The 26,497-nt window shown below is 68.2% G+C and carries 29 protein-coding genes; 17 read left to right on the top strand and 12 right to left on the bottom strand.

Features of this window, described 5'->3' with window-relative positions:
* Positions 1 to 168: 168 nt before the first annotated feature.
* On the top strand, positions 169 to 789 hold the full coding sequence (locus E1181_RS11570; RefSeq protein WP_132673976.1) for a TMEM175 family protein: 621 nt from the start codon (positions 169 to 171) through the stop codon (positions 787 to 789).
* 115 nt (positions 790 to 904) lie between these two features.
* On the opposite strand, the gene E1181_RS11575 is transcribed toward E1181_RS11570, so the two are convergent.
* The 3 genes from E1181_RS11575 to E1181_RS11585 form a co-directional block, all read right to left on the bottom strand.
* Positions 905 to 1,729 carry a hypothetical protein gene (locus E1181_RS11575; protein ID WP_132673977.1) on the bottom strand — a complete coding sequence of 275 codons (825 nt, stop codon included), beginning with the start codon at positions 1,727 to 1,729 and terminating at the stop codon, positions 905 to 907.
* Between the two features lie 183 nt (positions 1,730 to 1,912).
* On the bottom strand, positions 1,913 to 2,332 hold the full coding sequence (locus tag E1181_RS11580) for a type II toxin-antitoxin system VapC family toxin (protein ID WP_132673978.1): 420 nt from the start codon (positions 2,330 to 2,332) through the stop codon (positions 1,913 to 1,915).
* Positions 2,329 to 2,580, bottom strand: a complete 252-nt coding sequence (locus E1181_RS11585; RefSeq protein ID WP_207922110.1) for a type II toxin-antitoxin system prevent-host-death family antitoxin — start codon at positions 2,578 to 2,580, stop codon at positions 2,329 to 2,331. The genes E1181_RS11580 and E1181_RS11585 overlap by 4 nt, the downstream gene beginning before the upstream one ends.
* A gap of 419 nt (positions 2,581 to 2,999) precedes the next feature.
* On the opposite strand from E1181_RS11585, the gene E1181_RS11590 reads away from it, so the two are divergent.
* A complete protein-coding gene (locus tag E1181_RS11590) occupies positions 3,000 to 3,734 on the top strand; it encodes a hypothetical protein (RefSeq protein WP_132673979.1) in 735 nt (244 codons plus the stop codon).
* A gap of 468 nt (positions 3,735 to 4,202) precedes the next feature.
* Here E1181_RS11590 and E1181_RS11595 read toward each other — a convergent pair whose 3' ends face one another.
* The 3 genes from E1181_RS11595 to E1181_RS11605 are packed head-to-tail and all read right to left on the bottom strand — an operon-like array spanning position 4,203 to position 5,304.
* A complete protein-coding gene (locus tag E1181_RS11595) occupies positions 4,203 to 4,358 on the bottom strand; it encodes an HAD family hydrolase (RefSeq protein WP_235876691.1) in 156 nt (51 codons plus the stop codon).
* Entirely contained in the window at positions 4,355 to 4,861 is a 507-nt protein-coding gene (locus E1181_RS11600) for an HAD family hydrolase (protein WP_132673981.1), read from the bottom strand. Before E1181_RS11600 ends, E1181_RS11595 begins: the two co-directional genes overlap by 4 nt.
* Before the next feature lie 23 nt (positions 4,862 to 4,884).
* Complete coding sequence (locus E1181_RS11605; RefSeq protein WP_132673982.1) at positions 4,885 to 5,304, bottom strand: NUDIX hydrolase; 420 nt, start codon at positions 5,302 to 5,304, stop codon at positions 4,885 to 4,887.
* A gap of 72 nt (positions 5,305 to 5,376) precedes the next feature.
* Between E1181_RS11605 and E1181_RS11610 the strand changes: the two genes are divergently transcribed.
* From E1181_RS11610 to E1181_RS31775, 12 genes are all read left to right on the top strand, one after another.
* Positions 5,377 to 6,153 carry a GntR family transcriptional regulator gene (locus E1181_RS11610; RefSeq protein WP_132673983.1) on the top strand — a complete coding sequence of 259 codons (777 nt, stop codon included), beginning with the start codon at positions 5,377 to 5,379 and terminating at the stop codon, positions 6,151 to 6,153.
* Between the two features lie 134 nt (positions 6,154 to 6,287).
* Positions 6,288 to 6,647, top strand: a complete 360-nt coding sequence (locus E1181_RS11615; protein WP_132673984.1) for a hypothetical protein — start codon at positions 6,288 to 6,290, stop codon at positions 6,645 to 6,647.
* A gap of 497 nt (positions 6,648 to 7,144) precedes the next feature.
* On the top strand, positions 7,145 to 7,546 hold the full coding sequence (locus tag E1181_RS11620; protein WP_132673985.1) for a hypothetical protein: 402 nt from the start codon (positions 7,145 to 7,147) through the stop codon (positions 7,544 to 7,546).
* A gap of 205 nt (positions 7,547 to 7,751) precedes the next feature.
* On the top strand, positions 7,752 to 7,982 hold the full coding sequence (locus tag E1181_RS11625) for a hypothetical protein (RefSeq protein WP_132673986.1): 231 nt from the start codon (positions 7,752 to 7,754) through the stop codon (positions 7,980 to 7,982).
* A gap of 2 nt (positions 7,983 to 7,984) precedes the next feature.
* Positions 7,985 to 8,173: a hypothetical protein gene (locus E1181_RS11630; protein ID WP_132673987.1), complete on the top strand. Its 189-nt coding sequence runs from the start codon at positions 7,985 to 7,987 to the stop codon at positions 8,171 to 8,173.
* Positions 8,174 to 8,262: 89 nt separating this feature from the next.
* Positions 8,263 to 9,651, top strand: coding sequence for an FtsK/SpoIIIE domain-containing protein (locus tag E1181_RS11635; protein WP_132673988.1), 1,389 nt, complete (start codon positions 8,263 to 8,265; stop codon positions 9,649 to 9,651).
* A 16-nt stretch (positions 9,652 to 9,667) separates the two neighbouring features.
* On the top strand, positions 9,668 to 9,919 hold the full coding sequence (locus E1181_RS11640) for a hypothetical protein (RefSeq protein ID WP_132673989.1): 252 nt from the start codon (positions 9,668 to 9,670) through the stop codon (positions 9,917 to 9,919).
* Positions 9,916 to 10,107, top strand: a complete 192-nt coding sequence (locus E1181_RS11645; protein ID WP_132673990.1) for a hypothetical protein — start codon at positions 9,916 to 9,918, stop codon at positions 10,105 to 10,107. The genes E1181_RS11640 and E1181_RS11645 overlap by 4 nt, the downstream gene beginning before the upstream one ends.
* A 13-nt stretch (positions 10,108 to 10,120) precedes the next feature.
* On the top strand, positions 10,121 to 10,990 hold the full coding sequence (locus E1181_RS31770) for a DUF2637 domain-containing protein (RefSeq protein ID WP_207922111.1): 870 nt from the start codon (positions 10,121 to 10,123) through the stop codon (positions 10,988 to 10,990).
* A gap of 113 nt (positions 10,991 to 11,103) precedes the next feature.
* On the top strand, positions 11,104 to 12,630 hold the full coding sequence (locus E1181_RS11655; RefSeq protein ID WP_132673991.1) for a replication initiator: 1,527 nt from the start codon (positions 11,104 to 11,106) through the stop codon (positions 12,628 to 12,630).
* Positions 12,631 to 12,632: 2 nt separating this feature from the next.
* Positions 12,633 to 12,806 carry a helix-turn-helix domain-containing protein gene (locus tag E1181_RS11660; RefSeq protein ID WP_132673992.1) on the top strand — a complete coding sequence of 58 codons (174 nt, stop codon included), beginning with the start codon at positions 12,633 to 12,635 and terminating at the stop codon, positions 12,804 to 12,806.
* A 35-nt stretch (positions 12,807 to 12,841) separates the two neighbouring features.
* The gene (locus E1181_RS31775) at positions 12,842 to 13,225 is read left to right on the top strand and encodes a tyrosine-type recombinase/integrase (protein ID WP_268952454.1); all 384 of its coding nucleotides are present in this window, start codon (positions 12,842 to 12,844) and stop codon (positions 13,223 to 13,225) included.
* A 162-nt stretch (positions 13,226 to 13,387) separates the two neighbouring features.
* Here the strand turns inward: E1181_RS31775 and ychF are convergent, their stop codons facing one another.
* Positions 13,388 to 14,467, bottom strand: a complete 1,080-nt coding sequence (ychF, locus tag E1181_RS11670; protein WP_132673993.1) for a redox-regulated ATPase YchF — start codon at positions 14,465 to 14,467, stop codon at positions 13,388 to 13,390.
* A gap of 139 nt (positions 14,468 to 14,606) precedes the next feature.
* Between ychF and E1181_RS11675 the strand changes: the two genes are divergently transcribed.
* Both E1181_RS11675 and E1181_RS11680 read left to right on the top strand, forming a co-directional pair.
* Positions 14,607 to 16,064: a DNA-3-methyladenine glycosylase 2 gene (locus E1181_RS11675; protein WP_235876694.1), complete on the top strand. Its 1,458-nt coding sequence runs from the start codon at positions 14,607 to 14,609 to the stop codon at positions 16,062 to 16,064.
* A complete protein-coding gene (locus E1181_RS11680; RefSeq protein ID WP_132674097.1) occupies positions 16,058 to 16,561 on the top strand; it encodes a methylated-DNA--[protein]-cysteine S-methyltransferase in 504 nt (167 codons plus the stop codon). Before E1181_RS11675 ends, E1181_RS11680 begins: the two co-directional genes overlap by 7 nt.
* 200 nt (positions 16,562 to 16,761) lie before the next feature.
* Here the strand turns inward: E1181_RS11680 and E1181_RS11685 are convergent, their stop codons facing one another.
* Positions 16,762 to 19,716 (bottom strand): AAA family ATPase, encoded by a 2,955-nt coding sequence (locus E1181_RS11685; protein WP_132673995.1) that lies wholly within the window; start codon positions 19,714 to 19,716, stop codon positions 16,762 to 16,764.
* Positions 19,713 to 20,897, bottom strand: a complete 1,185-nt coding sequence (locus tag E1181_RS11690; protein ID WP_132673996.1) for an exonuclease SbcCD subunit D — start codon at positions 20,895 to 20,897, stop codon at positions 19,713 to 19,715. The genes E1181_RS11685 and E1181_RS11690 overlap by 4 nt, the downstream gene beginning before the upstream one ends.
* 263 nt (positions 20,898 to 21,160) lie before the next feature.
* Here E1181_RS11690 and E1181_RS11695 point away from each other — a divergent pair, with 263 nt between their 5' ends.
* Positions 21,161 to 22,096, top strand: coding sequence for a DNA recombination protein RmuC (locus E1181_RS11695; protein WP_132673997.1), 936 nt, complete (start codon positions 21,161 to 21,163; stop codon positions 22,094 to 22,096).
* Between the two features lie 60 nt (positions 22,097 to 22,156).
* Here the strand turns inward: E1181_RS11695 and E1181_RS11700 are convergent, their stop codons facing one another.
* The 3 genes from E1181_RS11700 to E1181_RS11710 form a co-directional block, all read right to left on the bottom strand.
* A complete protein-coding gene (locus tag E1181_RS11700) occupies positions 22,157 to 23,080 on the bottom strand; it encodes an alpha/beta hydrolase (protein WP_132673998.1) in 924 nt (307 codons plus the stop codon).
* Between the two features lie 351 nt (positions 23,081 to 23,431).
* Positions 23,432 to 24,964 carry an FGGY-family carbohydrate kinase gene (locus tag E1181_RS11705; RefSeq protein ID WP_235876695.1) on the bottom strand — a complete coding sequence of 511 codons (1,533 nt, stop codon included), beginning with the start codon at positions 24,962 to 24,964 and terminating at the stop codon, positions 23,432 to 23,434.
* A complete protein-coding gene (locus E1181_RS11710; RefSeq protein ID WP_132673999.1) occupies positions 24,961 to 26,385 on the bottom strand; it encodes an L-fucose/L-arabinose isomerase family protein in 1,425 nt (474 codons plus the stop codon). The genes E1181_RS11705 and E1181_RS11710 overlap by 4 nt, the downstream gene beginning before the upstream one ends.
* Positions 26,386 to 26,497 lie beyond the last annotated feature (112 nt).

The following is a 26,497-nucleotide window of genomic DNA, read 5'->3' on the forward strand; positions in this document are numbered from 1 at the left end:
AACACCACCGTGCCGTGGCCTGCCGGTACGACAAACTCGCCCTCCGCTACGAAGCCACCGTGCACGTCGCCACCATCGACATCTGGCTCCGCAGCCTCACCAAGATCGGTTCCTAAACAGCTCCTAGGTCGTCATGCTCGACGGCGCGGTTTCGGTCAGTCTCGGGGTGTGGCAGTCGAGGACGACGACTCGGGGCAGGACGGGCGGGTGCTCGCCCTCTCCGACGGCGTTTTCGCGATTGCGGCTACCCTGCTCGCCCTCGACATCCGCGTGCCCGAAGGGCTGAACACCAGCGGCTTGCACGACGCGCTGCGCGGACTCGCCCCCGACATGTCCGGTTATGTGATCGCGTTCCTGGTCATCGGCGTGCTGTGGCTGGGACACCGCGCACTGTTCAGCGACATCCGGCGAATCGGGCCCTCGGTCGCAGCGGTGAACGTGGTGCTGCTGGGCTTCGTCGCGCTGCTGCCCTTTCCCTCGTCACTGCTGGCCAACTACGGCGACGAACCAGTGGCGGTGATCAGCTACGCCGCCACCGTCGCAGCGATCGCAGCGCTGCAGCTGGTCATCGTCGCCATCGCCCGTCACACCGGAAGCTTCCACCCCGAGACGCAGGCCCTGTCGGCCTACGCACCCTCGGCGGTGACGATCGTCGGTTTCGTCGCGTCCATGCCGGTAGCGCTGGTGTCTCCCACGTGGGCGCCCGCCTGTTGGCTCCTGCTGATCCCCGCCCACGCGACCATCGACCACATCGAGAAACGCAGAGCCCGACATCCCCAGGAACCCTAGTCAGGGGCCTGCCCTACTTCGAAAAAGTCGGGTTGCATCTCAATCGCCAGCGTTGTTCTGAATGAAGGGCAGTTTCACTCGTACATGGCTGCTTTCACCTGGACGGCGGATGCCCTCAGTCGCCGGTGTAGTTCTCCGGGCCGATCTCGGTGACGGCTGCGTCGGCCGCCGCGTCGGTGGCGGTCTCCGCGTCGGGGGACGAGCTCAGGTTCACGTACAGGGCGACGGCGTGGACCACGTACCGGTGGTCGTAGCTGACGTAGCTCTCGGTCCGCGCCCGCTCGTAGCCGTCGCAGGCGTCGCTTCCGCGCCCCTCGTTCGGGCACCAGATGCCGAAGTCCCACGAGCCACCGGCGACGATGCGCTCCTTGACCGCCTTCGCCGTCGAGGTGTCGTCGAAGCGGATGACCTGGACCGACACGAGCACGTCGGCGTCCTCCGAGACGTCGCCTGATTTCAGGTAGTTCCCGGTGACGGTCAGGTCGCAGTCGTAGCCGCTCAGCACTCGCTGGACGTTGTCGGACATGTGGGAGGCGTCGGTGCAGCCGTGCACCCCCGACGCGACGCGGGTGTAGCCGACGCCGCGATCGTCCTCGAAGTCGTCGGGCAGCAGCGCGGCGGCCGTGAACGGGGTTTCGTCGGTCGCCTCCTCGTCCGGCGATGCGGTCTTCGTCGGCTTGGTCGTGTAGGTGCGCGTCGGCCTGTAGGTGGCGCTCGGATCGTCGTCCTCGCTGGTCACCGAGGCTCTCGGCGGCTCGGCGGACGAGGAGGCGCTACCGCCCAGAGCGTTGTCGAGCGCGTTGCCCAGCTGTCCGATGTTGGAGAACCCCAGGAAGCCGAGCAGGGCGACCACCGAGCCGACGGCACCGATGGTCGCGACCCATCTGGGCGTGTCCGACCCTTTCGACCCCGACCGCTCGCCGTCATCGCCCTCCGGCAACGCCCCGCACCCCCGCCCAGCCAAAACCGATGGCACACCGCCGTTCTCGGCAGGAGGCTAGAGCAACTCACGGGCGAAAACAGGCGTTTCCCCCAAGATCAGCCACTCGGCCGCCCAACGACGCAAGCCCGGACCGATCCGGCGTGAGCAAGCCCGTCTCGCTCGACGAACTGCTGACCTTGCTCAGGCTTCCCACGGGTTGACGGCCGCGACCCCAGTGGGCTGGAAGTCGGCGACGTTGCGAGTGGCCACCGTCAATCCGTGCACGGCAGCAGTCGCGGCGATGAAGGCATCACGCTCGGGCCGCGGGTCCGGTACGTGCAGCAACGCCGCCCTGCGCGCGACGGGGACGTCAACGGGCAGCACGCGCCCCGAGAACCCGACCAAGACCTGCTTCTCCAGCCAGTTGCGCAGAACAGCCCCTTGCGCGGCGTCACGGCCCTCCACGCGCGCGATGCCGAGTTCGATCTCCATCACCGTGATGACGCTGATGCACGCATCCCCCGAGGAGAGAGCCGTCGCCCACTCGAGGACCCGCGAGTCGACCACACCGGGTTTCTTGCGAAGTTCGCTGATCACATTGGTGTCGAGAAGGAAACTCACAGGTCGGCCGCCCGGGGGAACGATTCGAGGCGTGGCGGCTCGAACTCGATCTCCTCGTCCAGCTGCAGCCAATCGGCAACGCTGCGCTGCTCCGCCAACCGCTCGTAATCATGAACGGTGAGCAGGACGAACGCGGATTCACCGCGATCGGTGATGAACAGAGGACCGTCTTCCGCCGCAGCCCGCTTGGCCGCGCTGACATCCTGGTTGAACTCACGCGCGCTCATGGTCGACATCGAGACCACCACCTTGTAGGTACGTACCTACTTTATACGCAGCAGCGCCAGAGCAGTCAATTCCGCTGGTCAAAAGCACGCAGGCCCGAACCGTCCGGTCCGGGCCTGCGAGAGAATCCGATGATCAGACGTTGAAGCGGAACGACTACCAGGGCATTCGCCACCTGCAGCGTCAAGCTCGAAACCCTGTCTGACCTCGCAAGACCTTGCTCCCAGCTTCTCGTCGTTTTTCGCTCGTTTTTGGCCCACTGACGAACGACTGACGAACGTGATCTCACCGGGTAGGACCCGCCTCGGCTCGGCGGAACCGCGTCATTTGTGGCTTCTGACCTTGCTTTGCGCGGAAGGAGTACAGAACGGGCGCACGGGCCGTCGCCAGTGCCGGTTACGTCGCACCCGATATCCACCGGGAGTCACTGTATGATCACCGCGTGTATTTACCCAGCTTCGTTAAGCAATTTTTAGAACTCATTAAAGATTATGATCCCCCTGCTGTAAGTGCGGCTGCTGCAGTTTGCTCTCTCGTCGTATCAACAGCCGCCGCCTTCTTTGCATTTCGCGCCTACCGCAAACAATCAGGACAGCTAAACCTCGCACAAAAGCATGATCTTCGCTGGCAGTCCAGTAAAATCGCCGCCTGGATTGCCGAAGACGATGGTTGTGGGACGTCAAGAATCGGCACCACTACCGTCAATCACTTCGTTGACCACGGACTCTGGTACATAAACGCGAGCGACTTACCCGTCTACCAAGTGCACCTTCTGGTTGATAACCAAGAAAGCGCACGCTGGATTCGGTACAAGTGCGTCACCGTGTACGAGCGGTTGATGCCAACTGAGGAGCCTCAGTGCCTTCCTCTTGACGCGCGAAAAGTCTTCCCGCGAAGCGTCGAGCTTGCAAAGCAACTTCATGATGAGATGCCTGTCGAAATTCATGAGAAAGTGGCGAAGGATCCGCTGCTAGGCGGGGGACTTACTAGCGAGCAACGGAACCAGCACAATAAGGCATGGGCAGCCCTTCAGGCTAGCATGGAGGAAGAACTGCGGTACTTGATGAAAACCGGCGTGCTCGATTTCCGCGACAGCGAAGGGAATCGGTGGCGACGGCACCTCGACGGCCACCTAGAAACAGTCCGGCTTAGCAGTCCGCGAATCGTATCGGGCTGACTAAGGTCTGGCGGCCTCTGTAGTACCCACGCACAAGGGAGGGCCTCTGTCCTCACCCCGTCGACCTGGCGAAGCCCTCATCAGGCCGTGTCAAGGGGGCAAGCGCCGAGCACGACGGGACATGCCGGCATAAAGCTTGCCCCCTTGACGCGGGCTGATAGCCCTTGTGGAGGTCGATGGGGTGAGGACAGAGCAGCCACGACCGAACCGCAGCCGATGCGCCTGTCCCCCTCACCCTGTTGGCCTGCCCGTCCGGCGAGGACACCTCTTTGCGCCTGAGCGTGGAGGCTTCTTCTGGCGGAGCCGGGCCCGCCTGCCTTCCGATCTGGTCGGCGCGCGGGGTGCCGGGGTGCCGGAGGCGGGCCCCCGGCGGGGCCCCGCTGCGCCGACCGAGGAAACCGCAGGCAGGCGGGCCCGCAGGGCCCGCCCTTGATGAAGAAAAGAAACTCTGAACACGCGCGCAGCGCATCAAGACCTGGGGATGAGGTCCTCGATCCGGTCGACGATGGCATCGGGGTTCAGCGCCAACATGCGGTCGTGCTTGTGGGGCTTGTTCGCGTAGCCGATCGACATGGCTATGGCGGTCTTTGCTGCCTGGATGTCGCTCAGGGAATCGCCGATCATGACGCAGTCGTCGGCGGGCCGGTGGAGGGTCGCGATCGCTTCGCGAAGCAACGGGGGTTCGGCTTCATCCGGCTCGGATCGGCGTCACGGCGCGCACTGATCGCGAGCACGTGCCGATTCAGCCCGGCTCGGTGCAGGTATGCCTCCACGGCCGCGTGCGAGTTGTTCGAGACAATGACGGTGGAAATCCCCGCCTGGGACAGATAGGCCAGGAAGTCACCGGCTCCGGGTGTGCCGGGAGCGCATGCGACAGCTTCGAGTTCGAGCTCACGAAGCCGTGACTCGACGTCGGCGGCGATTGGGCCAAGGCCGACGGAATAACTCAGCACTGTGAACGGGTCGCGGCTCGTGGCGACTTCACGCGGAAGCCTTTGCCCGATGCGAGCTTTGAGTTCGTCCGCAACCCGGTAGTCAGGAAGCGTGCCGAAGACTGAACAGACCGGGCCGTCGAAGTCGAGCAAGACCGCTGGCTTCTGGGCGATGATCTGCGCCGCGATGGTCATCCGCACTTGGTCGGCGCACGAGGTCAGCGGGCGAGAACGTGCACGCCGTCGTGCGCACGAACTGCGGGGACGCCTTGGTAGGCGTCGGAGACGCGCACTGCATAGGCTTCATCCATCTTGGACAACGCCTCGTCCAGTTCCATCCACTCGACTGCGGTACTCTCGTCGGTCGTTTGGACAGTGCCGCCTGTCGGCTCGCATCTGAATACGAGCGCAACGATCCCCCGCTCCATATTCTTATAAACGCCACTCAACTGGGTGACTTCGATCAGGACGCCGGTCTCTTCCATGACTTCGCGGCGCACGCCTTCTTCGAAAGTCTCATCGATTTCAAGGATGCCACCCGGAGGCTCCCACTTGCCGTTATCTCGCCGCTGGATCATTAGAACCCGATGCTGACCATCGACAACTACGCCAGCGACGCTAACTGAATGCTTGGTCATTTAACCGTTCCCTTCTGTCAATAGAAGTACTCATGAGGTACGCTATCACTCGTCTGGACGTCTGGAGGTCTTATGCAGCTGGGGTCCGTAGATCGGTCTAGCGACCGGTCCCCCTCGAAGCAGATCGCTGATGATCTGCGGTTGCTGATCACGTCCGGATCGTTGCCGCCGGGTGAGCGGATCCCGTCCGAAGCTGCCCTGATTGAGCACTACGGCGTCGCACGCATGACGGTGCGCCAGGCACTCCAGGAGCTGCGCGGCGAGGGCCTGGTATTCGCCGAACACGGCAAGGGCGTCTTCGTTCAGCGCAAGGCACCCGTGCGTCGCCTCGCGTCCGATCGGTTCGCACGTCGCCACCGCGAACAGGGCAAGGCAGCGTTTTTGGCGGAGGCAGAAAAGGCAGGTGCTCAGGCGTCGGTTGACCGGATCCGCGTTGAGGAGCGCGAGCCGAGCGCCGAGATTCGGGAACGCCTTCGGATTGACGCGGGCGAGCTTGTAGTCGTCCGGTCTCGCAGGTACCTAGCGGACGGGATCCCGGTAGAGACTGCGGTTTCATACATCCCGGCGGAGATCGCTCGTGGAACCGCGATCAGCGAACGTGATACAGGACCTGGCGGCATCTATGCACGCCTGGAAGAGGCCGGACACACGCTCGACCACTTCGTCGAGGAGGTCACGGCGCGCATGCCCAGCAATGAAGAGCGCGACGCTCTTCAGCTTGGCGCATCGGTCCCGATCATGCGCGTTGTCCGCACGGCCTTTGACACCGCCGGGATGGCTGTCGAGGTGTGCGACACGATCAAGGCCGCACCTTCGTACGTGCTCGAATACGACTTCCCTGCACGCTGACCTCCCCTCAGCCGCCTAATACGTAGTCACACGTTCACTCGTATGGACTCGTCTAGAGCGGTTGACACTCCTCTAGTCGTCTAGCAGACTTGTAGTTGTCTAGAGGAGCTCAACCGCCTAATACGGAGGCAGACATGCTGAGGAACATCCCGGTCAACCTGCAGGGCTACAAGCTGATGATCACCGAGGCGCCGCAGGAGAAGACCCGCGAGAAGGACGGCGTGCAGGAGTTCGTGAAGAACCACGAGGGCGTGCAGCAGTTCGTGGTGTCGCTGTTCGCGAAGCGCCGGGTGCAGCCGGGCGAGTACGCGGGCAAGGGCGCGGAAATCAAGGTGACCCTGACCGCCGACCCCGGCGAGGGCTTCGAGGAGGGCGTCTACGTCCAGCTGATCGACGCGACGGTCAGCCACTGGGAGAACGACAACGGCTCGGGCCTGTCGTTCAGGGCCAACGGCATGGTCCCGGCGAACGCGCAGATCCCGGCCGCAGCCTGACCGGCCCCGCAATTCTGAACATTCCGATCTGACGTTTTCTAAGCCTTATTCAGGCTGCTTGTTGTTTGAGAATTCAAGAGTGGGCCGAGCTATGCCTTTTCGGCGCGAAATTGTGCGCCGGAGAGGCCTTATTGGCCCCGGGTGCAGCAGTTCCCGGGGTCTTTATGGACTCTCGCAAGGCTCAGCGAGAGAGGGGGTGAATTGAGATGCCTCCTTATCAGGAGAGCAGCACGGCGTCGTGCGCAAATGGCTGCGGGATGCCCGTGTGGGGCTCGCAGGTGATGTGCACGTCGTGCGCCACGAAGTGATCAACCAACCGAGAAGGAAGTGGTTTCAAGTGTCTTTGTGCTACTGCCCGGCTTGCCACATCGACCCGATGCGGTACCGGCACTCCGGCGACCAGTTCTGCCACAACGAGACGAGTGGAGGTGAGGGGCATGGGTGGGTTTGATTTCCACGGCTCCGGCTGCCTGGGCTCCGACAAGGGGTGAGCGGGCATGGACGGTGAAACGGACCTGTTCGGCAACCCGGTTGCCCCGCTGCCCAAGCGGGAGGAGCCCCGGCCGCCGATCAACGACATGGATCTGATCGAGAAGGTGCTCCGGTCGGCCTCGCGCATCGGGTTCGTGCTGGTCGGCATCCGCGAGGACGTCTACAAGCGCCTGAGCAACGACGAGGTCGAGAAGGTCCCGGACCACATCGACGCGGCCGTGCACCAGCTGATCGAGGCTCGCTGGTTGGAGATCGGCGGCACGCACCACGTGCGCTACGGCCGCTACCAGGGACCGGCGCGATCAGTGCTCGTGCCGCGCAGATCGAAGCAGGCCGCCTACCGATGGGAGGCACTGGCCAATCCCTGGAACAACAGCGACGAGAGAGAAAGGGGGCGGGTGGCGTGAGTGGATGTGCGCACTGGTTCTACTTCGTCAGCCCGGACGGCACCGCGCAGTGCCAGGACTGCCCGCATTCGTGGAAGGTCAAGTGATTTCCGAACGAGCACCACCATTCGCTGTCAGGTCAGCGGATGGCAATCAAGAGGAGCAAGACCCAAACAGAGAGGGAGTGTGAGAGATCGTGCAGGTTCAGGCTGCGAATCGTCACGCCATGAACAAGTACCGCGACCTGATGGCCGCTGTTGCTTTGGTTCGCACGGCGCTGGATGAGGCCAAAAAGCTCCACAAGAAGATTCAAGAGCCCGGAGAGACCGATTGGCGGGTCCCCGGCCGGGATGAGGTCGACGGCGCACACGCTAAGGCGGCTGTGGAGTTGACGTCGTTTCACGCGGCGACGGTGAAGTGGGAAAAGGAACTCGTGTCGAAGGGGTGGAGGGTCTGAGCATGAGCAACAGCTACCAGGTCACGGCCGTGATCGAGGACATCGACAAGGCCATGAGCAAGCTCCGGGAAGCGATGAAGGGCTTGCAGGTGCGCACGGCGGGGTTCAAGAAGGACCACGACGAGCTGGCACGGGCCGTGGCGAACTACAAGGTCGACCTCGAAGACGCCCAGTTCAACAACTCGAAGTAACCCGAACACGCAAGTCCCCGAGGGGCTCGGCTACTGGCTTCGCGCTGGTGGCCGAGCCCCTTTCTTGCTCTCAAAGGAGTTGATCCGCAATGGCTTTGGTGAACCGACGTAAGGGCATGGAATGGCGCGCGGCTTCCTGGATGGCACGGCACCCCGGCATGACCGGCACACCTGCCGCACTGGCCGCGAGCGTGGTCGAGCTCGGACCGGTCACCACCGGGACCGTCCTGGCCGGAGTGGGTGCGGCTGGGGTGTCCTGGTATCGCGGACACCCCGAGACCTTCGACCGCTACGCCGGTCCGGCACTGCGGTCGTTTCGCCGTAGATGGCTGCGCTACGTGGGCCGTCGGTGGCGTGGGCTGATGATCGATTGCGAGTTCGGGCGGGAGAACCGGCGGACCGGCCACATCGAGGTTCCCCGCCTCGTGCGCGTGCGCTCCGCCTCGCCCTCGATCGACACCCTGTACGTGAAGGTGCTGCGGGGGCAGTCGCTGAAGAAGTTCCAGGACGCCGCCGACGAGCTCTCGATGGCACTGCGAGCCGACGCGCTCGGGATCGTGAAGGTCAAGCCCGGCTTGATCGCGCTGACCGTGGTGCGGGGCAACCCGTTCGAGCAGTTCATCGACCCGGCTGAGATCCCTGCGGATTCCTCGGACGTGGACCTCTCGGCGCTGTACTTCGGGGAAGACGAGTACGGCAACGACTGGACCGAGCCCATCCTCGGCAACCACCTCCTCGGTGTCGGCGCTGCTGGGGCGGGCAAGAGCTCGCTGATGTGGAACCCGCTTCGAGCGATGGGCCCGGCGATCCGCGACGGCCTGGTGCGGGTCGACATGTGCGACCTCAAGGGCGGCATGGAGGCGGGCAACGCCCGCCCGCTGTTCAACAAGTACGCCGACGACCCGGACGAGGCCTTGCAGGTCATCGAGGCCTTCCGCGACGACATGAAGACCACGCAGCGCTTCCTCAAGGACGAGAAGTTGCGCAAGGTCCGCGTCAGCACCGAGACACCCATGCGGGTACTGATGATCGACGAGCTGGCCATGATGACCGCCCTCGGCAGCTCCAGCGTCACGCGCGCCGCCGTGAAGCTGCTGGCCGAGATCATGACCCAAGGACGCGCCTCCGGCTTCGCCGTCTGCGCCTACCTGCAGGAACCGACCAAGGACATCCTGCCGGTCCGCGACCTGTTCACCCGCCGGATCTGCCTGCGCACCACCGCCGAAAACCACGCCGACATGACCCTGGGCGATGGCATGCGTGTCAAGGGTGCCCTGGCTGACGAGATCCCCGCCGACGAGGACCACGCCGGGATCGGCTTCCGCGTCGACCAGTACACCCGCCGCCCCATCCGAGTGCGCGCCGGAAACGTCACCGACGACGACATCGAGGAACTCGTCCGGACCTGCCCGGCACCGACCGAAGACACCTCCAACGTTGTCGAGTTCCGCCGCGACGAAGACGAAGACGCGGCCTGACCCAGGAAGGAAAACCGTGCACCGCACACAGCTTTTCGACCCCACGCCGGGTGATTCCCGGCCGATCGTCATCGCCCGCCCGCACACGGAGGGCTTCGAAGTGGCCATCACCTGGCCCGGCAGCGCCACGAGACCCGAACCGCTTCGCGTGGTCAGCCTCGCCGCGTTCTGGGAGGTCCTCAACGACCTCACCGCAATCCACACCGAAACCCGCACCGACCCGAACCAGTACGAGCTGTTCACCGATGAGGAAGGAACGAAGTCATGAAGCCTGTTGTCCACGTGGAACTGACCGGCAAGGCCATCAAGACCGTCCTGGTGTTACTGGCCTTCATCTCCGCGATCCTCGCGCTGGTGTGGCTGCTGATCAGCCCCTCCTACGCCATCGCCGGAGGCATCGGCGTGATCCTGGTCGTGCGGGGCCTGTACGCCCTGTTCACCCCCAGCACCGAGTAAGGGGTGAGACGCGATGGACCAGGACACGCCCCAGAGCAAAGCGCACTTGTGGCTCTCACCGGTCGCGCTCGGGATCGTGGCGCTGGCGGCGGTGATGGGCTGGGCCGCGAGCTTCGTGGGGCTACACGAATACGGCATGACCTCCATGACCGGATTCACCTACTGGACCGCGTGGCTCGTGCCGGCCACCTTCGACGGAGCCGCGTTCGCCTGCACCCTGATGACCTACCGGGCCTCCATCCACGGCCGCTCCGCCCTCCGCGCCCGGCTGCTGATGTGGGCATTCACAGCGGTGAGCTCGTGGATCAACTGGATCCACCAACCCACCCTCGAAACCCGGCTGGTCGCCGCAGGGCTGCCCGTCGCCGCCGTCGCGGTCTTCGACATCGTCCTGCTGGAAATGCGGGCCGACTACGAAGCCCGCCACGGCCGCACCAAGTTCCGGCTCCGTCCCGGACTGCTGGTCCTGCGCTGGCTGGTCGACCGCACCGGCACCACCACGGCGTTCCGAGCCCAGATCACCGCCATGCCTGTCCACCAGCTCATCGGACAGGCCACCCCAGCGGAGATCCCAGCACCGGAACCGACGCCGACACCGGCTCCAGCTCCCGACCTGCGTCTGGCCACTCCGGCCGCGTCACCGGCACCACCGACGCCGCCAGTGACCGACAAGCCGACCACTGAGATCCCGAAGGCGGTCAGCAAGGGGCCGAAGCTTCCGCCCCCGATGGTCAAGGCCGTTCAGGCGGCCTACACCCGCGCCCGCGATGAGGGGCGCGAGTTCACCGCCGACGACGTCCACGCCGTGATCAAGGTCCCGGCCGACAAGGCGGAACAGATCGCAGCCAGCTACAGCACCACCAACGGACACGCCCTCGCGTAAACCCGTTGCCCCACAACTGAACAGCACCATCATCGATCGCTCGGCGGGACACCACCGGGCAGATCGGCCGCAGGTGGTGTCCCGCCTCTGACCTTCGTCAGGAGGTGGACCCCTTGTCACCGACCGTGTTCATGACCGAACAGGACTACCGCGCGCTGGTCGCTGACGGCTTCCAACGCCGCGCCCGCGCCGCAGGCTTCCAGCAGTGGCGCACCGAGGCCGCCATGACCGGCGGCTGCACCCACCCGATCCGCCTGTCCGGACACTGGGCCATCCAGGACACCACCACCGGAACGGCTCTGGCTTCCCGGTCCGGACACGTGACCGTCCCCTGCGGCAACCGCCGCGAATCGGTCTGCGTGGCCTGCTCCGACCGCTACGCCGCCGACGCCTTCCACCTCCTGCGAGCCGGGCTGACCGGCGACACCAAGGGCATTCCCGCCTCGGTCGCGGACAAGCCCCGCCTGTTCCTGACCCTGACCGCCCCGAGCTTCGGGCCGGTCCACAACCGCCGCGCCCCGCACGGCAAGGCCATCCCCTGCCGCTGCGGCGACTACCACCACCCCGACGACCCCCGCATCGGACAGCCCCTCGACCCCGAGGCCTACGACTACACCGGCCACGTCCTCTGGCAGGCCCACGCCGGGGACCTCTGGCACCGCTTCACCACCTACCTCAAGCGCTACCTCGCCCACGCAGCCGGACTCCCGCAGCGCCTGTTCGCCGACCACGCCCGACTGTCGTTCGCCAAGGTCGCCGAATTCCAGCGACGCGGCGTGATCCACTTCCACGCCGTCCTACGCCTGGACGGGCCTGATGGGGCGGGAGACCCGACCCCGAGGTGGGCCACCTCCGATGTGCTCACCGACGCCATCCGCCTCGCCCACACCAACACGGTCCTGACCTCGCCCGAGGTCGACGGGCAGACGTGGGAGCTGGCGTTCGGGGAGCAGATCGACATCCGCCCCATCCGCCCCGCCGAGGCCGGACAGGTCGAAGACGACCAGGGCGTGATCACCGACGACCGGCTCGCGTCGTACGTGGCCAAGTACGCCACCAAGGGCACCGGCAAGAGCGAAGCCGTCGACCGCCGCATCCGCACCCAAGCCGACATCGACCGGCTCAAGGTCACCGAGCACCACCGGCGGATCATCCAAACCGCCTGGGACCTCGCCGCCCCACTCCCCTGCCCGGACTGCCACCCCAACGGCTTCCACACCCCCGAGGGATGTGGATGCGAGCACGCTCAGTACTGCGCGACCTGCAATAACGGCGGCGAAGTCAGCCGCACCGTCCTGTGGCATCGACTCCACCCGGAGCAGGCCGACAAGCCCGACCCGCTGGACGCGCTCAAGCCCCGGCACTGGGCGCACATGCTCGCCTTCCGGGGGCACTTCCTCACCAAGTCGCAGTACTACTCGGTGCCGTTCCGGCAGATCCGCGACGACCGCCGCCGTTTCCGCCACGAGGAAGTGCTTGCTGAGCTCGGGGTCTCCGACGACTCGATCACCGTCATCAACGACTGGTCCCTGGTCAGCGTCGGCCACAGCACCCCCGAAGAACGCGAGCTCGCAGCGGCAATAGCCGAACGCCAACGCGAGGCACGCAAACACCGCTATGAGATCGAAAGGGAGGACTGACCATGATCCGCAACCTATGGGGCCCCGAGGACGTTGCGAAGTACCTGAACGTCCCAGTCGCCACCGTTTACCAATGGCGTCACAAGGGCTATGGCCCGTCCGCCCGTCGAGTCGGCAGGCACCTCAGGTATCGGCCGGACGACGTCGAAACCTGGTTCGCCGGACTGGAGGCCTGAACGATGGCCAGCATCCGCAAGATGCCAAACGGCAAGTGGCAGGCACAATTTCGGCCTGTCCCCGGCGGGAGACAGATCACGAAGACTACCCGCCGGAAGGTCGATGCGCAGCAGTTGGCTACTGGTGGCGGAAGGCGCGCAGGGCAGCGAAGTGCGATGACGTGCGGCTTCATGACCTACGTCACTTCTACGCTTCCGGCCTGATCGCCGCTGGCTGCGATGTCGTGACAGTTCAGCGGGCTCTTGGCCATTCCAGTGCCACCATCACGCTGAACACCTATGCCCACCTGTGGCCGAGCGCCGAAGACCGAACGCGAAACGCGGCGGCTGGATTGATCGGCGAGGTCTTGAGGAACGAGCCGGTGCAGGTTGAACGGGATGACGACGAACCCCCTGACGGGGTGCCAGCGCCCGCTTGAGCCACGGCTCACAAGACGGCCCGGGTCCGACCTCCACGCCAGGAGTGCGGGCCCGGGCCTTCGTCATTGGCATGGACGGGCTGACCGTGTGCATCGACGGCTGACGAATGACTGACGAACGCCACTGCCCGAAATGGCCCTCACTTGCAAAAACGGCGCGAACTAGACGTTGAAGCGGAACTCCACGACGTCTCCGTCGACCATGATGTAGTCCTTGCCCTCCATGCGGACCTTGCCGGCGGACTTGGCGTCGGCCATGGAGCCCGCGGCGATGAGGTCGTCGTAGGAGACGACCTCGGCCTTGATGAAGCCGCGCTCGAAGTCGGTGTGGATGACGCCTGCGGCCTGCGGGGCGGTCGCGCCCTGCGGGATCGTCCAGGCGCGGGCCTCCTTGGGGCCTGCCGTGAGGTAGGTCTGCAGGCCGAGCGTGTGGAAGCCGGCGCGGGCCAGCGCGTTGAGGCCGGGCTCGTCCTGGCCGATGGACTCCAGCAGCTCCCGCTGCGATTCCTCGTCGAGCTCCATGAGCTCGGCCTCGACCTTGGCGTCCAGGAACACCGCGTCGGCCGGGGCGACCAGCTCGCGCAGCTCCTTCTGCTTGGCCTCGTCGGCCAGCACGCCCTCGTCCGCGTTGAACACGTACAGGAACGGCTTGGTGGTCAGCAGGTTGAGTTCGCGCAGCTCGGGGTCGTCCTTGCCGATGCCCGCGGCGAACAGCGTCTTGCCGTCCTCCAGGATCGTCTGCGCCTTCTTGACGGCCTCCAGCGCGGGACGCTTGTCCTTGTTCGTCCGCGCTTCCTTCTCCATCCGCGGCAGCGCCTTCTCCAGCGTCTGCATGTCGGCGATGATCAGCTCGGTGTTGATCGTCTCGATGTCGCTGGACGGGTCGACGCGGCCGTCGACGTGCACCACGTCGGGGTCGTCGAAGACGCGGATGACCTGGCAGATCGCGTCGGCCTCGCGGATGTTGGCGAGGAACTTGTTGCCCAGGCCCTGCCCCTCGGAGGCGCCCTTGACCAGGCCCGCGATGTCGACGAACGACACGGTGGCGGGCACCGTCTTGGCGGAGCCGAACACCTCGGCCAGCTTGTCCAGCCGGGCGTCCGGCAACGGCACCACGCCGACGTTGGGCTCGATGGTGGCGAACGGGTAGTTCGCCGCGAGCGCGTCGTTGCTGGTCAGCGCGTTGAACATGGTGGACTTGCCGACGTTGGGCAGACCGACGATTCCGAGGGTGAGACTCACGCCTTGGGAGTTTAGGCGTTCCGCTCCCGGACCATCGGGCCCGGTCGTCCCCGTCGTGTCCGATTCCCGCTAGTAACCGCTCCCCCTCGCTGGGAACATCGAGGTCGTGCTGGTGGGAACAGAGGATGCGTTCAGGGCCGTGGCCGCGCGTGACGCGCGGTTCGACGGCAGCTTCATCCACGCCGTGCGGTCGACCGGGATCTACTGCCGGCCGTCCTGCCCGGCTCGCACGCCCAAGCGCAGCAACAGCGAGTTCTACCCGACCGCTGCCGCCGCGCAGGCCGCCGGTTACCGGGCGTGCCGCCGCTGCCTGCCCGACGCGGTCCCCGGATCCCCCGAGTGGGATCTGCGAGCCGACCTCGCCGGACGCGCGATGCGGCTGATCAGCGACGGAGTCGTCGACCGCTGCGGGGTGCAGGGGCTGGCCGACAAGCTCGGCTACTCCGAGCGGCACCTGACCAGGGTGCTCACCTCGGAGCTCGGCGCGGGCCCGCTGGGGCTGGCGCGGGCGAACCGGGCTCACTCGGCGCGGGTGCTGATCGAGACGACCGACATCTCGTTCAGCGACGTCGCGTTCGCGGCCGGCTTCGCGAGCCTGCGGCAGTTCAACGACACGATGCGGGAGATCTTCGGCCGCACGCCCACCGAACTGCGCGGGCAGAAGCGCGGCGCGCCCTCCAGCGGGGCGGGGACCGTGCGGCTGCGGCTGCCGTTCCGCACGCCGTGCGACATCGCCGGTGTGCTGCGGTTCCTGGCCCGCCGGGCGCTGACCGGGATGGAGGAGTCCGGTGACGGCTGCTACACGCGGTCCCTGCGACTCCCCCACGGCACCGGCATCGCGGAGCTGCGCGCCGCCGAGAAGCACGTCGCCTGCGCGCTGCGGCTGTCCGACCTGCGGGACCTGGGCAGCGCGGTGGCCAGGCTGCGCCGGCTGCTGGACCTCGACGCCGATCCCGTCGCGATCGGCGAGGTGCTCGGCTCCGACCCGCTGCTGCGGAACTCCGTCGAGCGCTCCCCCGGGGTCCGCGTGCCCGGGGCGGTGGACGGGCTGGAGATCGTGGTGCGGGCGGTGATCGGCCAGCAGATCTCGGTCGCCGCCGCGCGCTCGACCACCGAACGGCTCGTCACCGAGCTCGGCGACGAACTGCCGCACCCCGAAGGTGGGGTGACCAGGCTGTTCCCCACCGCCGAGGTGCTCGCCGAGCACGCGGCGGGAGCGCTGCCGGGACCCCGGCGACGTGCGGAAACCGTGCGGGACGTGGCGGCAGCCGTCGCCGAGGGGCGGCTCGCGCTGCACCCCGGGCGAGACGAGGCGGAGCTGCGCGACGACCTGGAGCGCATCCGGGGAGTGGGCCCGTGGACGTCGAGCTACGTGGTGATGCGGGTGCTCGGGGCCCCCGATGTGCTCCTTTCCGGTGATCTCGCCTTGAGGCGGGGCGCGGGGCTGCTAGGAATCCCCGGAGAACCCGCCGAACTGTCCGCGCACGCCAGGCGTTGGAGCCCGTGGCGCTCCTACGCCGGTGTGCTGCTGTGGGAGGCCGCGAGCAGCGGCCCCGCAACACGGCAGGAACCCTTCGAACTCCAGGAGAAATCGTGATCAAGTGGTCCACTGTGGAAACTCCGGCGGGACCGTTCTGCGCGGTGGTCGACACCGACGGCGTCGTGCTCGCCTCCGGCTGGACGGCCTGGACCGATGACCTGCTGCCGCAGGTCGCGCCGTCGCTGATGTTCGAGGAGCTGGTGCAGGTCGACGACCTCGGCCCCGTGACCAAGGCGATCACCGCCTATCACGAGGGTGATCTGGAGGCCATCGACGACATCCCGGTCAGCCAGCACTCCGGGCCCTACCTGCAGCACGCGTGGAAGGTGCTGCGCACCGTCGCCCCCGGAAAGCTGTTCAGCTACTCCGAATTCGCCGGTCTCACCGGGAAACCCCGCGCGGTCCGGGCCGCGGCGACGGCGTGCTCGCGCAACGCCGCGGCGCTGTTCGTGCCCTGCCACCGCATCGTCCGCAGCGACGGATCGGTGGGCGAGTTCCGCTGGGGCTCCGACCGCAAGAAGTGGCTCCTGGAACACGAACGCCGCAACTCCTAGGGGCCTCTTTGTCGGGGTCACCTTGCTTGGCGGTGCGGGCGGGGGAACCTGAGCGGCTCCGCGGACTCCGCGCGTCACTCCTTGAGTATGTCGATACGCGGCGTCGCGGCGTGCTCGCCACGAAGCCGCTGAAGAACCCCCGGCGGTGCGAACTGCTCAGGTGGTGAAGGAGGAAGTGGCTCCGCCACTTCGACGCAGACCTAGGACGTCGACAGCTCCAGGGTTGATCCTTGGCGGGACTTTCGGACCCTGAGGCGGACGGCGATGCGCTGGCGCATCTCCTCGACGTGGGAGACCAGGCCGACGACCCTGCCGCCTGCGCGGAGTTCGTCGAGGGTGTCCATGACCAGGTCCAACGTGTCCGCGTCGAGCGTGCCGAAGCCCTCGTCGATGAACAGCGTGTCCAGCAGCGCGCCACCGGTCTCGGCCGCGACGACATCGGCCAGGCCCAGCGCCAGTGACAGCGACGCCAGGAACGATTCGCCGCCGGAGAGGGTCTTGGCCGGGCGGACCTTGCCCGAGTAGTCGTCGAGGACGTCCAGGCCCAGGCCGCCGCGCGTGCCGCGAGCACCGGCCGCGTCGGAGTGCACGAACGAGTAGCGGCCGTCGCTCATCCGCTGCAGGCGGCGGGTCGCGGCGACCGCGACCTCCTCCAACCGGGCCGCCAGGACGTAGGCGCGCAGCGACATCTTGCGCGCGTTCTGGCCGCGCCCGTTGACCACGTCGGCCAGGGCTTCCAGCTCGGCGTGCTCGGCCATCGCCGGACCCAGCTGCGCCCACGCCGAGCGGAGCCGGCCGCCGAGGTCGGCGAGCTCGGCGTGCCGCTGCTCGGAGCGGTGGGCCAGCGCCGCCGCGCGCTCGGCGGCCTCGCGGGCCACGGTCGCCGCCTCCGACGCCCGCTCCAGGCCGACCTCGGTGTCCGGGTCCACGCCGAACAGCTCGGCGCTGGCCAGCGCGTCCCGCGCGCCCGCGGCGCGGCGGTCGACCTCCGCCAGCGACTCGTCCAGCTCGGCGAGGCGCTGGTCGTCCCGCTCGGCGGCCAGGGCTTCGTCGACGTTCGCGAAATCCGCTGCGGTGGCGGCTTCGGCGAGCGCGGTGCGCGCTTCGGCGAGCCGCTGCTCGGCGTCGTCGCGGGCGGTGCGGGAGGCGATGAGCCGTTCCAGCCTGTCGGCGACGTCGAGCAGGTGCGTGCGGCGCTCGGCGATGCTGTCGAAATCGCCCCGCCCGTCCCGCAACCGCGCCTCGCGCTCCTCGATCGCCTTGGCGAGCGTGGTGTTCTCGCTGCGCGAGGCGGCGATCCTGGTGCGCAGCGCGGAGATCTGCTCGCCGAGCTCGTCGGTCGCCGACTCGAGCTTCGCCAGCTCGGTCTCGCGCCGGGCGAGGTCGGCAGCGGTCTCGCTCAGCTCGTTCTTCTCGGCGCGCAGCTGCTCCAGCTCGTCGGCCAGCTCGGACTCGGTGTGCTCACCGAGGCGTTCGCGCAGGTGGGCGACCTGCTGTTCGGCCTGCTGGGCGGCGGTCGTGGCGCGCTCCCGCTCGGTCTGGGCTCGCTGCTCGGCGGCCTGGGCGGCCTCTTCGTCCTCGGCGCGCACCTGGTCGTCGACCGGGAGCTTCGGATCGGGGTGCTCGGCCGAGCCGCAGACCGGGCACGGTTCGCCGTCGGCGAGCCGGGTGGCGAGTTCGGCGGCCATGCCCGCCAGGCGCCGGGAACGCAGGTCCTGCAACCGGTCGCGGGCGTGCTGGTGGGCGTCGACCGCCTGCTGCGCGCGGGTCTTCGCCGATTCCAATTCCCGCTGCGCAGCGGGGATTTCGCGCGCGGTGGTCAGCAGGGCGGCGACCTCGGTGCCCCGGGTGCGCACGGTTTCCAGGCGCACTTCGGCGTGCTTGGCCTCGTCGACGCGCTTGCGGGCCTCGGTGATGCGGTCCGGCAGGCCGTCGCGCTGGGCGACGAGTTCGGCCTCGCGCTTCTCGTCCGCCGTGATCGCGGTGGCCAGGTCTGCGAGCGTGCGCTGGTCGGATTCCTGTTGCTGCGCTTCGGGAATCAGCTGAGCCAGGGCACCGGCCCGCTCGCGCTCGGCGCCCGCGCGGCTGCGCAGCTCGTCGAGCGGCGTCGCGGCGTCGACCTCGCAGCGGGCGGCCCAGGTGGCGACCTCGGCGTGCGCGCGGTCGCGCTCCTGCTCGGCGCGGTCGGCGGCACGGCGCGCGGAGATCACCGGGACGGCGCGGCCGGCGGCGGCGCGCTCGGCCCGCCAGGCGTCGTGCTCGGCCTGCTTGGCGTCGATCTCGGCCAGCGTGGCGTTGGCCTGGCGGACGCGGCGGACCTTCTCCGCGAGCTCGCGGCGCTCGGCCAGCGCCGCTTCGGCCTGGTCGCGCTCGCGGCGCAGCCGGGTGTGCTCGGCGCCGGTGCTCTCCAAGTCGCGCAGGGCCTGCTTCTCGATGTCCTCCAGCCAGTTCTCGTCGCCCACCTCGGAGGTCTGCGGAGCGCCGGACACCTGCGAGATGCGGGCGTTGAGCTCGCGGACCTGCTGCGACTGCGCTTCGACCTCCCGGCGGCGCTCGCGGCGGCGGTCGATGAACCAGTTCTCGACCTGGCCGAACCGCTCGGTGCCGAACAGGCGCTCGAGCAGCTTCTCGCGCTCACCGGTGTCGGCGCGCAGGAACTTCGCGAACTCGCCCTGCGGCAGCATCACGACCTGGAAGAACTGCTCGACGCTCATGCCCAGCAGGCGCTGCACCGTGCGGCCGACCTCGTCGATGCGGGTCAGGCCCTCCGGCGGCTGCGCGTCCGGCGTCCCGCCGATCCAGATCAGCGACGCCTTCGCCTGTTGGGTGGTGTAGCCCTCGCCGCGCTTCTTCGGGCGCTGGTACTCCGGGCTGCGCTCCAGCCGCAACCGCTGGCCCTGGATCGTCAGCTCCAGCACGACGCTGGTGTTGACCTCGTCGGCGGCGGTGTCGCAGCGCAGCCGCTTGGCGTCGTTGCGCGCGCCCGGCACGGCGCCGTAGAGCGCGAAGGCGATGGCGTCGAGCAGCGTGGTCTTGCCGGCGCCGGTGTCGCCGTGCAGCAGGAACAACCCGTCGGCGCCGAGCTGGTCGAAGTCCACGACCTGGTGGTCGCGGTACGGGCCGAAGGCGGTGACTTCCAGGCTGTGCAGCCTCATTCGGCCCCCTCGGCGGTGGTGACCGCGTGCAGCGCCTGGTCGAGCAGCGCGCGCTCGGAATCGTTGGGTTCGGCTCCCCGGCAGTCCTCGACGAACCGGGCGGCCAGCGAGTTGTCGTCGCGGCCCCGGACGATCTCGGCGTAGCGCAGCGGCGCGGTGGCCTTGCCGGCCGCCGGTCGCCACTCCAGGTGCACCGCGTGCGGGAAGCGTTCCTGCAGGCGGCGCATGGCCTCCAGCGGGCGGACCTCGTCGGTCAGCGTCGCCGAGACGTAGCAGTCCTCGACCTCGGCGTGCTCGGGATCGGCCAGCAGGTCGTCGAGCTCGCCCTCGATGGTGGCCAACCGGCGCGGGACCGGCAGCTCGCGGCGCCGCACCTCGGTGAGCCCGTCGGCGCCGAGGTCGACCAGCCACACCGACTTGTGGTGCCTGGCCTCGGAGAACGAGTAGGCCAGCGGGCTGCCGGAGTAGCGCACGTGCTCGTCGAGGGTCTGCGGACCGTGCAGGTGGCCGAGCGCGACGTAGTCGACGCCGTCGAACACCGAGCCCGGCACCTGCTCGACGCCGCCGACGGCGATGGTGCGCTCAGACTCGCTGCCCTCGCCACCGGTGACGAAGGCGTGCGCCAGCACCACCGATCGAGTCCCTTGTGGACGGTCGGCGAGGTCGGCGCGGATGCGGTTCATCGCCTCGGTGAGAACCGCGGTGTGGCCGCGGCTTTCGATCTCGTCGCTCGCTCCCGGCGCGTCGGCGCTGGCCTTGAGCGCGTGCTTGGCGGGGTCGGGTTCGAGGTACGGGATGCCGTAGAAGGCGACCGGGCCGTGCTCGTCGTCGATCAGCACCGGCTCGTGCAGCCGGTCGATGCGGGTGCGCAGGTGCAGGCCGCCCGCGGCGGCGAACTCGGCGAAAGCGCCGACCCGGGGCGCGGAGTCGTGGTTGCCGGAGGTGATCACCAGCTGCGCGCCGGTCTCGCGGAGGCGCGAGAGCACGCGCACGCAGGTCTGCACCGCCTCGCCGGAGGGCACCGCTCGGTCGTAGAGATCACCGGCGACCACCACGACGTCGACCTGCTCCTCGGTCACCAGCTCGGCCAGTCCGCCGAGCACGACTTCTTGATCTCCGAGCAGGTCACGGCCGTGGAACGTCCGGCCCACGTGCCAGTCCGAGGTGTGCAGTACCCGCATGGCACCCAAGCTAGCGGCGCCCCGATCAACGCCGCTCGACCCCCCAGGCCACGTCGGCGTGTCGCACCACAGCGTGATCCGATGTTCACCAGACGCGATCAAATCCCACCCGCCGGGGTGAGCAATGTCGAATTTCGCGCGAAATTCGACGGCCAAAGTTCGGGCTCGAATTTCGCGCGAAGTTCGAATGGCCTGCGCGCCTCGGGTGATCTTGTCGGAGGCGTCTTGGATGATGCGGGGTACGTCTCGCGGATGGAGGTCGTGTGGGGACTGGGGTTCTGGTCGGGTTCGTCGTCGTGCTGATCCTGCTGGTCGCGGCGGCGTTGTTGCTGATCTGGCGGCTCTACAGCGACAGCGCGCGGCGCGCCGACGAGGCGATGCGGATGGTCGAGGCCGAGCGGGCCCGCAGCACCGCGCAGCAGGCGGCGCTGCGCCGCTACGAGGTCGCGTTCGCCTCCATCACGGGTCGCGGTGAGCTGGGCGAGCAGGTGCTGGTGGAGACCGCGCGGTCGCTGGGACTGCGGGAGGGCATCCACTTCACGCTGCAGACCGACCTGGCGGGCGGCGGCGCGGCACGCCCGGACATGGTGCTCGAAGTCGGCGGCGGCCGGCAGGTGCCGGTGGACTCCAAGGCCAGCCTCGCGGTGTGGGCCGAGGCGATGGAGACCGACAACGCCGAGGAGCGCGCCGACGCCCTGCGGGTGCACGTGCGCAACATCCGCTCCCGCGCGACCGAGCTCGCGAGCAAGGGCTACCAGCGCTGGGCGGACGCGATCTACGGCTCGATCATGTTCGTGCCCTCCGACGCGGCCGTCGTCGCGGCGCTGGACACCGACCCGCAGCTGCTGTCGTGGCTGCTGGGCAAGCGGGTCTTCCTGTGCGGCCCCACGGGTTTCGCGGTGCTGGCCTCAGCGGCGATGTTCGCCTCGACCGAACGCACCCTCGCCGAGGACATCGAGCAGGTCCGCAGCCAGGCGGTCCGCTCGCAGCGCGCGGCCTCCAACGCGGTGGACGCGGTCAACCTCTCCAGCACCCACCTGCAGCGCTTCGTCTCAGCCCGGAGGCGGGAGCTCGACGCCCTGGAGACGTTCCGCAACTCGGTCCAGCCGCTCGCCGAGACCGCGGGCTCGGGCGACATCGCGGAGATCCGCCGGGAGGACGACGCGTCCCTCAACGGAGCCGACGTCACTCAGAACTGAGCCCCTCGCGCGCTGCGCCCTTCCGAATATGGGGCAGTTCTTGTTAGAACTGCCCGTTGGTCACACGTGCGTGCGCACGAACGCGTCGAGGGTGTCGACGATGAGCGTGGTCTGCGGTCCTGTGCCGAAGCCGTGGTCGAGTCCCTGGTAGGGGTGCATCTCGACGATGACACCCCGGCTGCGCAGCGCCGCGGCGAAGTCGAGGCTCTGGTCCAGCGGGACCAGCGAGTCGGCGGTGCCCTGCTGGATCAGGAACGGCGGCTCGTCGCCGGAGATGTTGCGGCCCGGGCTGGCCGCGTCGGCGACGTCGGGGCAGTCGACCGGCAGGCAGCCGAGCAACCCGGTGATCGCGCGGCGCGCGTAGTCCTGCAGCTGCGGGTGCTCGTGCTGCGCCTCGGCGCTGAGGTCGCTGGGGCCGAACCAGTCGACGACCGCCCGGATTCCGGTGAGGCCACCGCCCGGCTTGGCCGGATCCCCGGCGACCGCTCCGAGCTGCGAGACCAGGTGACCCCCGGCCGAGGCTCCCCACAGGCCGACCCGGTTCCGGTCGAGCCCCCACCGCGAGGAGTTCTCCTGCAACCAGCGCACCGCATCGGCGACGTCGACGAACTGCGCGGGTGACTGCGCGACCCCGGTCAACCGGTAGTCCACCGTGGCCACGGCGTAGCCGCGCTCCAGAAGTCGTTGTGCCGCCAGGGATTCCGGCGCGTACGGATCGGCGTCGAGGGTGCGGGCACCCGCGTCCCAACCGCCGCCGTGCACGTAGACGACCAGCGGTGTCGCGACGGCCGCGCGCGGCGGCAGGTACAGGTCCAGGCGCAGCGCCCCGGTGTCGCGCTGGGCGTAGACCTGGTGCCGGAACACCTGGTGCGCACCCAGATCCCGAACCGGCTCGACGGGCGCAACACCGGCCTCGGACCGCGAGCAACCGGCAGCCACCAGCGCGACCAGCGCCAACCCGGCCGCGAGAACACGCCGTGCCACCGCGACCTCCCACGATCTCGCACCTCGTCACCCGGACGAGTTAGCTTAACAAGATCGCAGGCCCCGCACCCCCAACCTCGAGAACCGCCGCATCCAGGTCGCCGATCACGGCCGTATTCGGGAACCTGATTACGGCCGTATTCGGGAACCTGAATACGGCAGTATTCCGGGCACGACCCGGGTTGCGGCCGTTGTCAGGTGCCCGATTGCGGCGGTGTTCAGGGCACGACCCGGATTACCGCCGTATTCGGGTACCCGATTACGGCGGTAATCCGGGTCCTGATTACTGGGGTGTTCCGGGACCCGAGCAGGGACCGGGCCGGGGCCGAGCCCCGGACGAGACCGGGTGGGTCAGGGGGTTTGGTCGGCTTCGTGTTGTTCTGCGGCCAGGAAGTGGGCGATCCGGGCCGTTGACTCGTAGAGGTCTCGGTAGTGGCGGTAGTAGTTCTCGTAACGCTCGGTGTTGCCCGGGTTGGGCCGGACGGTGTCCACGACCGGGTTCCAGGCGTCCGGGTCCACCGCGGCGCCGGTGCCGACGCCGGCCAGCAGGGCGTTGCCGTAGGCGGCGCCGACCGTCTCGGCGGGGATCTGCTGCTCCTTGCCCGTGATGTCGGAGACGATCTGCGTCCACAGCCCGCCCTGCGTGCCACCACCGACCGCGACCAGCCGACGCCCGGAACCACCCGCCTGCCCCATCGCCTCCAGGTTGTGCCGGACGCCGAAGGAGATCCCCTCCAGCGCCGCCCGGTACAGCTCGGCACGCCCGTGCTCCAAGGTCAGCCCGGCGAGCACGCCGCGCGCCGAGGGGTCGAAGATCGGCGTGCGCTCCCCGGCGAAGTACGGCAGCAGCAACAGCCCTCGCGAGCCCGCCGGGACCGTCGCGGCTTCGGAGACGAGCTGCGCGAAGTCGCCGTCGACGAGCCCGCGCAGCCAGTCGGTGACCGCTCCGGAGGTCGCCATGCCGGCGGCCAGCGTGTAGGTGTCGGGGAAGGCGCCGCAGGTGCCCCACAGCGCCGGGTGCGGCGTGACCTCGTCGAGGACCTCGACGAAGAACATCGTGGTCCCGTACATCAGCATCACGTCACCCGGAGCGCGCACGCCGACGCTGGTCGCCTCGGCCCACGCGTCGACCGTGCCCGCCGTGACCGGAAGCCCCTCCGGCAGGCCGGTTTCGGCCGCCGCCTCCGCCCCGACGCGGCCGACGACCTCGGTCGGCCACGCCAGTTCCGGAAGCGGCAGGTCGGGCGCCACGCGAGCGGCCCAGTCCGCTGACCAGTCCCGCGCCCGCAGGTCGTAGATCGGGTCGCACTGGCTGGCCGAGTGGTGATCGAGCACGTACCTGCCGGTCAGCCGGTGCACCAGATAAGAGCTGCACATCAGCAGCATCTCGGTGCGCCGGTAGACCTCCGGCTCGTGCTTGGCCAGCCACCGGATCTTCGGCCCCACCGCCTGGCTGGACAGCGCCGAACCGCCGCGACTCAGGATCTCCTCGGCGCCGAGTTCAGCGGTGAGCTCGTCGATCTCGTCGGTCGCGCGGGTGTCGACGCCGTAGAGGATCGCCGGGCGCAGCGGTTTTCCGCTGCCGTCGGCGGGCAGCAGCACCGGTCCGATGCCGCTGACGCCCAGCCCGGCGAGCTCGTAGCCCTCGGCGGCGGGCAGCAGTTCCCTGGTCAGCTCCAGGAAATCCGCCCACCACACCGATTCCGCGTCGTGCTCCACCCAACCCGGGTGCGGGTGCGAGGTCTGGTGCGGTCGGCTCGCACGCGCGACGATCTTGCCGGTGGCGTCGACCAGCACCCCCTTCGAGCTGGAGGTGCCGATGTCGATGCCGAGCAGGGCCGCCTGTGAGTGCTGAAGCCGGTCGGCACCGGCTTCAGCACTCACGACCCCGACCCCCGGCTCCACTCGTCCAGGCGGATGTCCAGCTGTTCGGCCACGGCGCGCAGCGCGGCTCGGTGATCACCGGGCACGGCGTGGATGTGGTTCGCCCCGAACTTCGACAGGAACACCTCGCCCGGCGCGTCCAGCCGCGCGAACGCGTGCGGCCACTCCGGTGTGGACTGGTCGACGAGGGTCTTGTTCGTCGCCTCGTCGTAGTTCTCGAACTCGCCGAGCATCAGCTGCAGCCGGTACTCGCCGTTCTCCCTGGTCAGACGGCCGAGCGTCATCTCTCCCGGGGCCGCGATGTGCTGCACCGAGGCGCCGCCCGCGGGGAAGAAGAACACCTCCGGGTAGAAGTTGACCTTCGACAGGTTCTCCGCCGGGTCGTCGCTGCGCGCGGCGTACCAGGTGGCGTGCTGGCCGGAGTTGCAGAGGTCCCAGATGTCGCGGTCGGCGTGGTAGTGCCGGACGTCGGCGAACAGCACCGGCGTGCCGGAGATGGCCTTGAACAGCTGCATCGTCAGCGCGCCGTCCATGTCGGCCTCGGTGGCGCACACGTGCGGCTGCTTGGGGCCGTTCCAGTCGTAGGGGTCGTTGAGGAACGCCTCGGTGACGTCCATCGTCGCGAAGTTCTCGGTCAGCTCGGGCTGCGCCTTGATCCCGGAGAAGTCCAGGTTGCGCTCCTCGATGATGTCGCGAATCGCCAGGTAGGAGCGGATCTGGCGTTCCAGCAGCTCGGGCGTGAGCTTGTCGCCGTCGTAGTGCACGCCGGCCGCGTGCTGCTCGATCCACTCGCGGGCCTTCTTCGCCTCGGCCCCGTCGGCCTGCTCGGCGCGCAGCACCAGTTCGTACTGGTCGATCTCCTCGACGTCGACGCCGAACTTGCGCATCCACTGGTCGGTGTTGGCCACGGCGGTGTTCATGCCCATCGGGCGTCCGCCGAAGCGGCCGAAGGTGGAGCCGTGCAGCGAGCTCACCGCGGCCGAGGCCTGCGCGTGCACGCCGATCTTGGCGGCCAGGTCGGCGTCGTCGGGTGCTCCCCAGGCGCGGGTGTGCTTGCGGCCGATCTGGTCCAGCGCGCCGCCTGCGGCGAGCATCCCGACCAGGCCGGGCTCGGTGGGGTCGGTGCTGGCCACCAGCACCAGCGGGCTGCGGGTGGCATCCGCGGCCAGCATCGTGAAGTGCGGGAACGACCAGACCGCGTAGTAGAAGACGGTGACGTCCACGTCGGCCGCCGCGACCTCGCGGGCGACGGAGACGGCCAGGGAGTTGGTGGCGACCAGATCGGCGCCGACGACGACCTCGTGGCCCGCCGCGCGCAGCGAGGCGACCAGAGCGTCCTGTTTGGACTGGATGAACTCGGCGTTGCGGGCGTGCACGTGACCACGCCCGTCCGAGATGCTGACGACACCGATGCGAGCCACAGTTCCTCCAAGTTCGCTTCACAGACGGCGTTGACTGCTGCTGAACCGGCGGTGCGCAGATGCTCGGCCGAATCGCCTGGAAGACCTTGCGAACCAGCGCGAGCAATCGTTT

Origin of the sequence: Saccharopolyspora terrae (assembly GCF_004348435.1) — a bacterium.
Lineage (GTDB): Bacteria > Actinomycetota > Actinomycetes > Mycobacteriales > Pseudonocardiaceae > Saccharopolyspora > Saccharopolyspora endophytica.

Excerpts from the sequence above, each read along its gene's own strand:
- E1181_RS31770 (WP_207922111.1), top strand. The coding sequence starts at position 10,121 with ATGGACCAGGACACGCCCCAGAGCAAAGCGCACTTGTGGCTCTCACCG.
- E1181_RS11645 (WP_132673990.1), top strand. The coding sequence starts at position 9,916 with ATGAAGCCTGTTGTCCACGTGGAACTGACCGGCAAGGCCATCAAGACC.
- E1181_RS11625 (WP_132673986.1), top strand. The coding sequence starts at position 7,752 with ATGAACAAGTACCGCGACCTGATGGCCGCTGTTGCTTTGGTTCGCACG.
- E1181_RS11690 (WP_132673996.1), bottom strand. The coding sequence starts at position 20,897 with ATGCGGGTACTGCACACCTCGGACTGGCACGTGGGCCGGACGTTCCAC.
- E1181_RS11620 (WP_132673985.1), top strand. The coding sequence starts at position 7,145 with ATGGACGGTGAAACGGACCTGTTCGGCAACCCGGTTGCCCCGCTGCCC.
- E1181_RS11595 (WP_235876691.1), bottom strand. The coding sequence starts at position 4,358 with ATGATCGGCGATTCCCTGAGCGACATCCAGGCAGCAAAGACCGCCATA.
- E1181_RS11600 (WP_132673981.1), bottom strand. The coding sequence starts at position 4,861 with ATGACCATCGCGGCGCAGATCATCGCCCAGAAGCCAGCGGTCTTGCTC.
- E1181_RS11685 (WP_132673995.1), bottom strand. The coding sequence starts at position 19,716 with ATGAGGCTGCACAGCCTGGAAGTCACCGCCTTCGGCCCGTACCGCGAC.
- E1181_RS11635 (WP_132673988.1), top strand. The coding sequence starts at position 8,263 with ATGGCTTTGGTGAACCGACGTAAGGGCATGGAATGGCGCGCGGCTTCC.
- E1181_RS11660 (WP_132673992.1), top strand. The coding sequence starts at position 12,633 with ATGATCCGCAACCTATGGGGCCCCGAGGACGTTGCGAAGTACCTGAAC.
- E1181_RS11615 (WP_132673984.1), top strand. The coding sequence starts at position 6,288 with ATGCTGAGGAACATCCCGGTCAACCTGCAGGGCTACAAGCTGATGATC.
- E1181_RS11610 (WP_132673983.1), top strand. The coding sequence starts at position 5,377 with ATGCAGCTGGGGTCCGTAGATCGGTCTAGCGACCGGTCCCCCTCGAAG.
- E1181_RS11630 (WP_132673987.1), top strand. The coding sequence starts at position 7,985 with ATGAGCAACAGCTACCAGGTCACGGCCGTGATCGAGGACATCGACAAG.
- E1181_RS11605 (WP_132673982.1), bottom strand. The coding sequence starts at position 5,304 with ATGACCAAGCATTCAGTTAGCGTCGCTGGCGTAGTTGTCGATGGTCAG.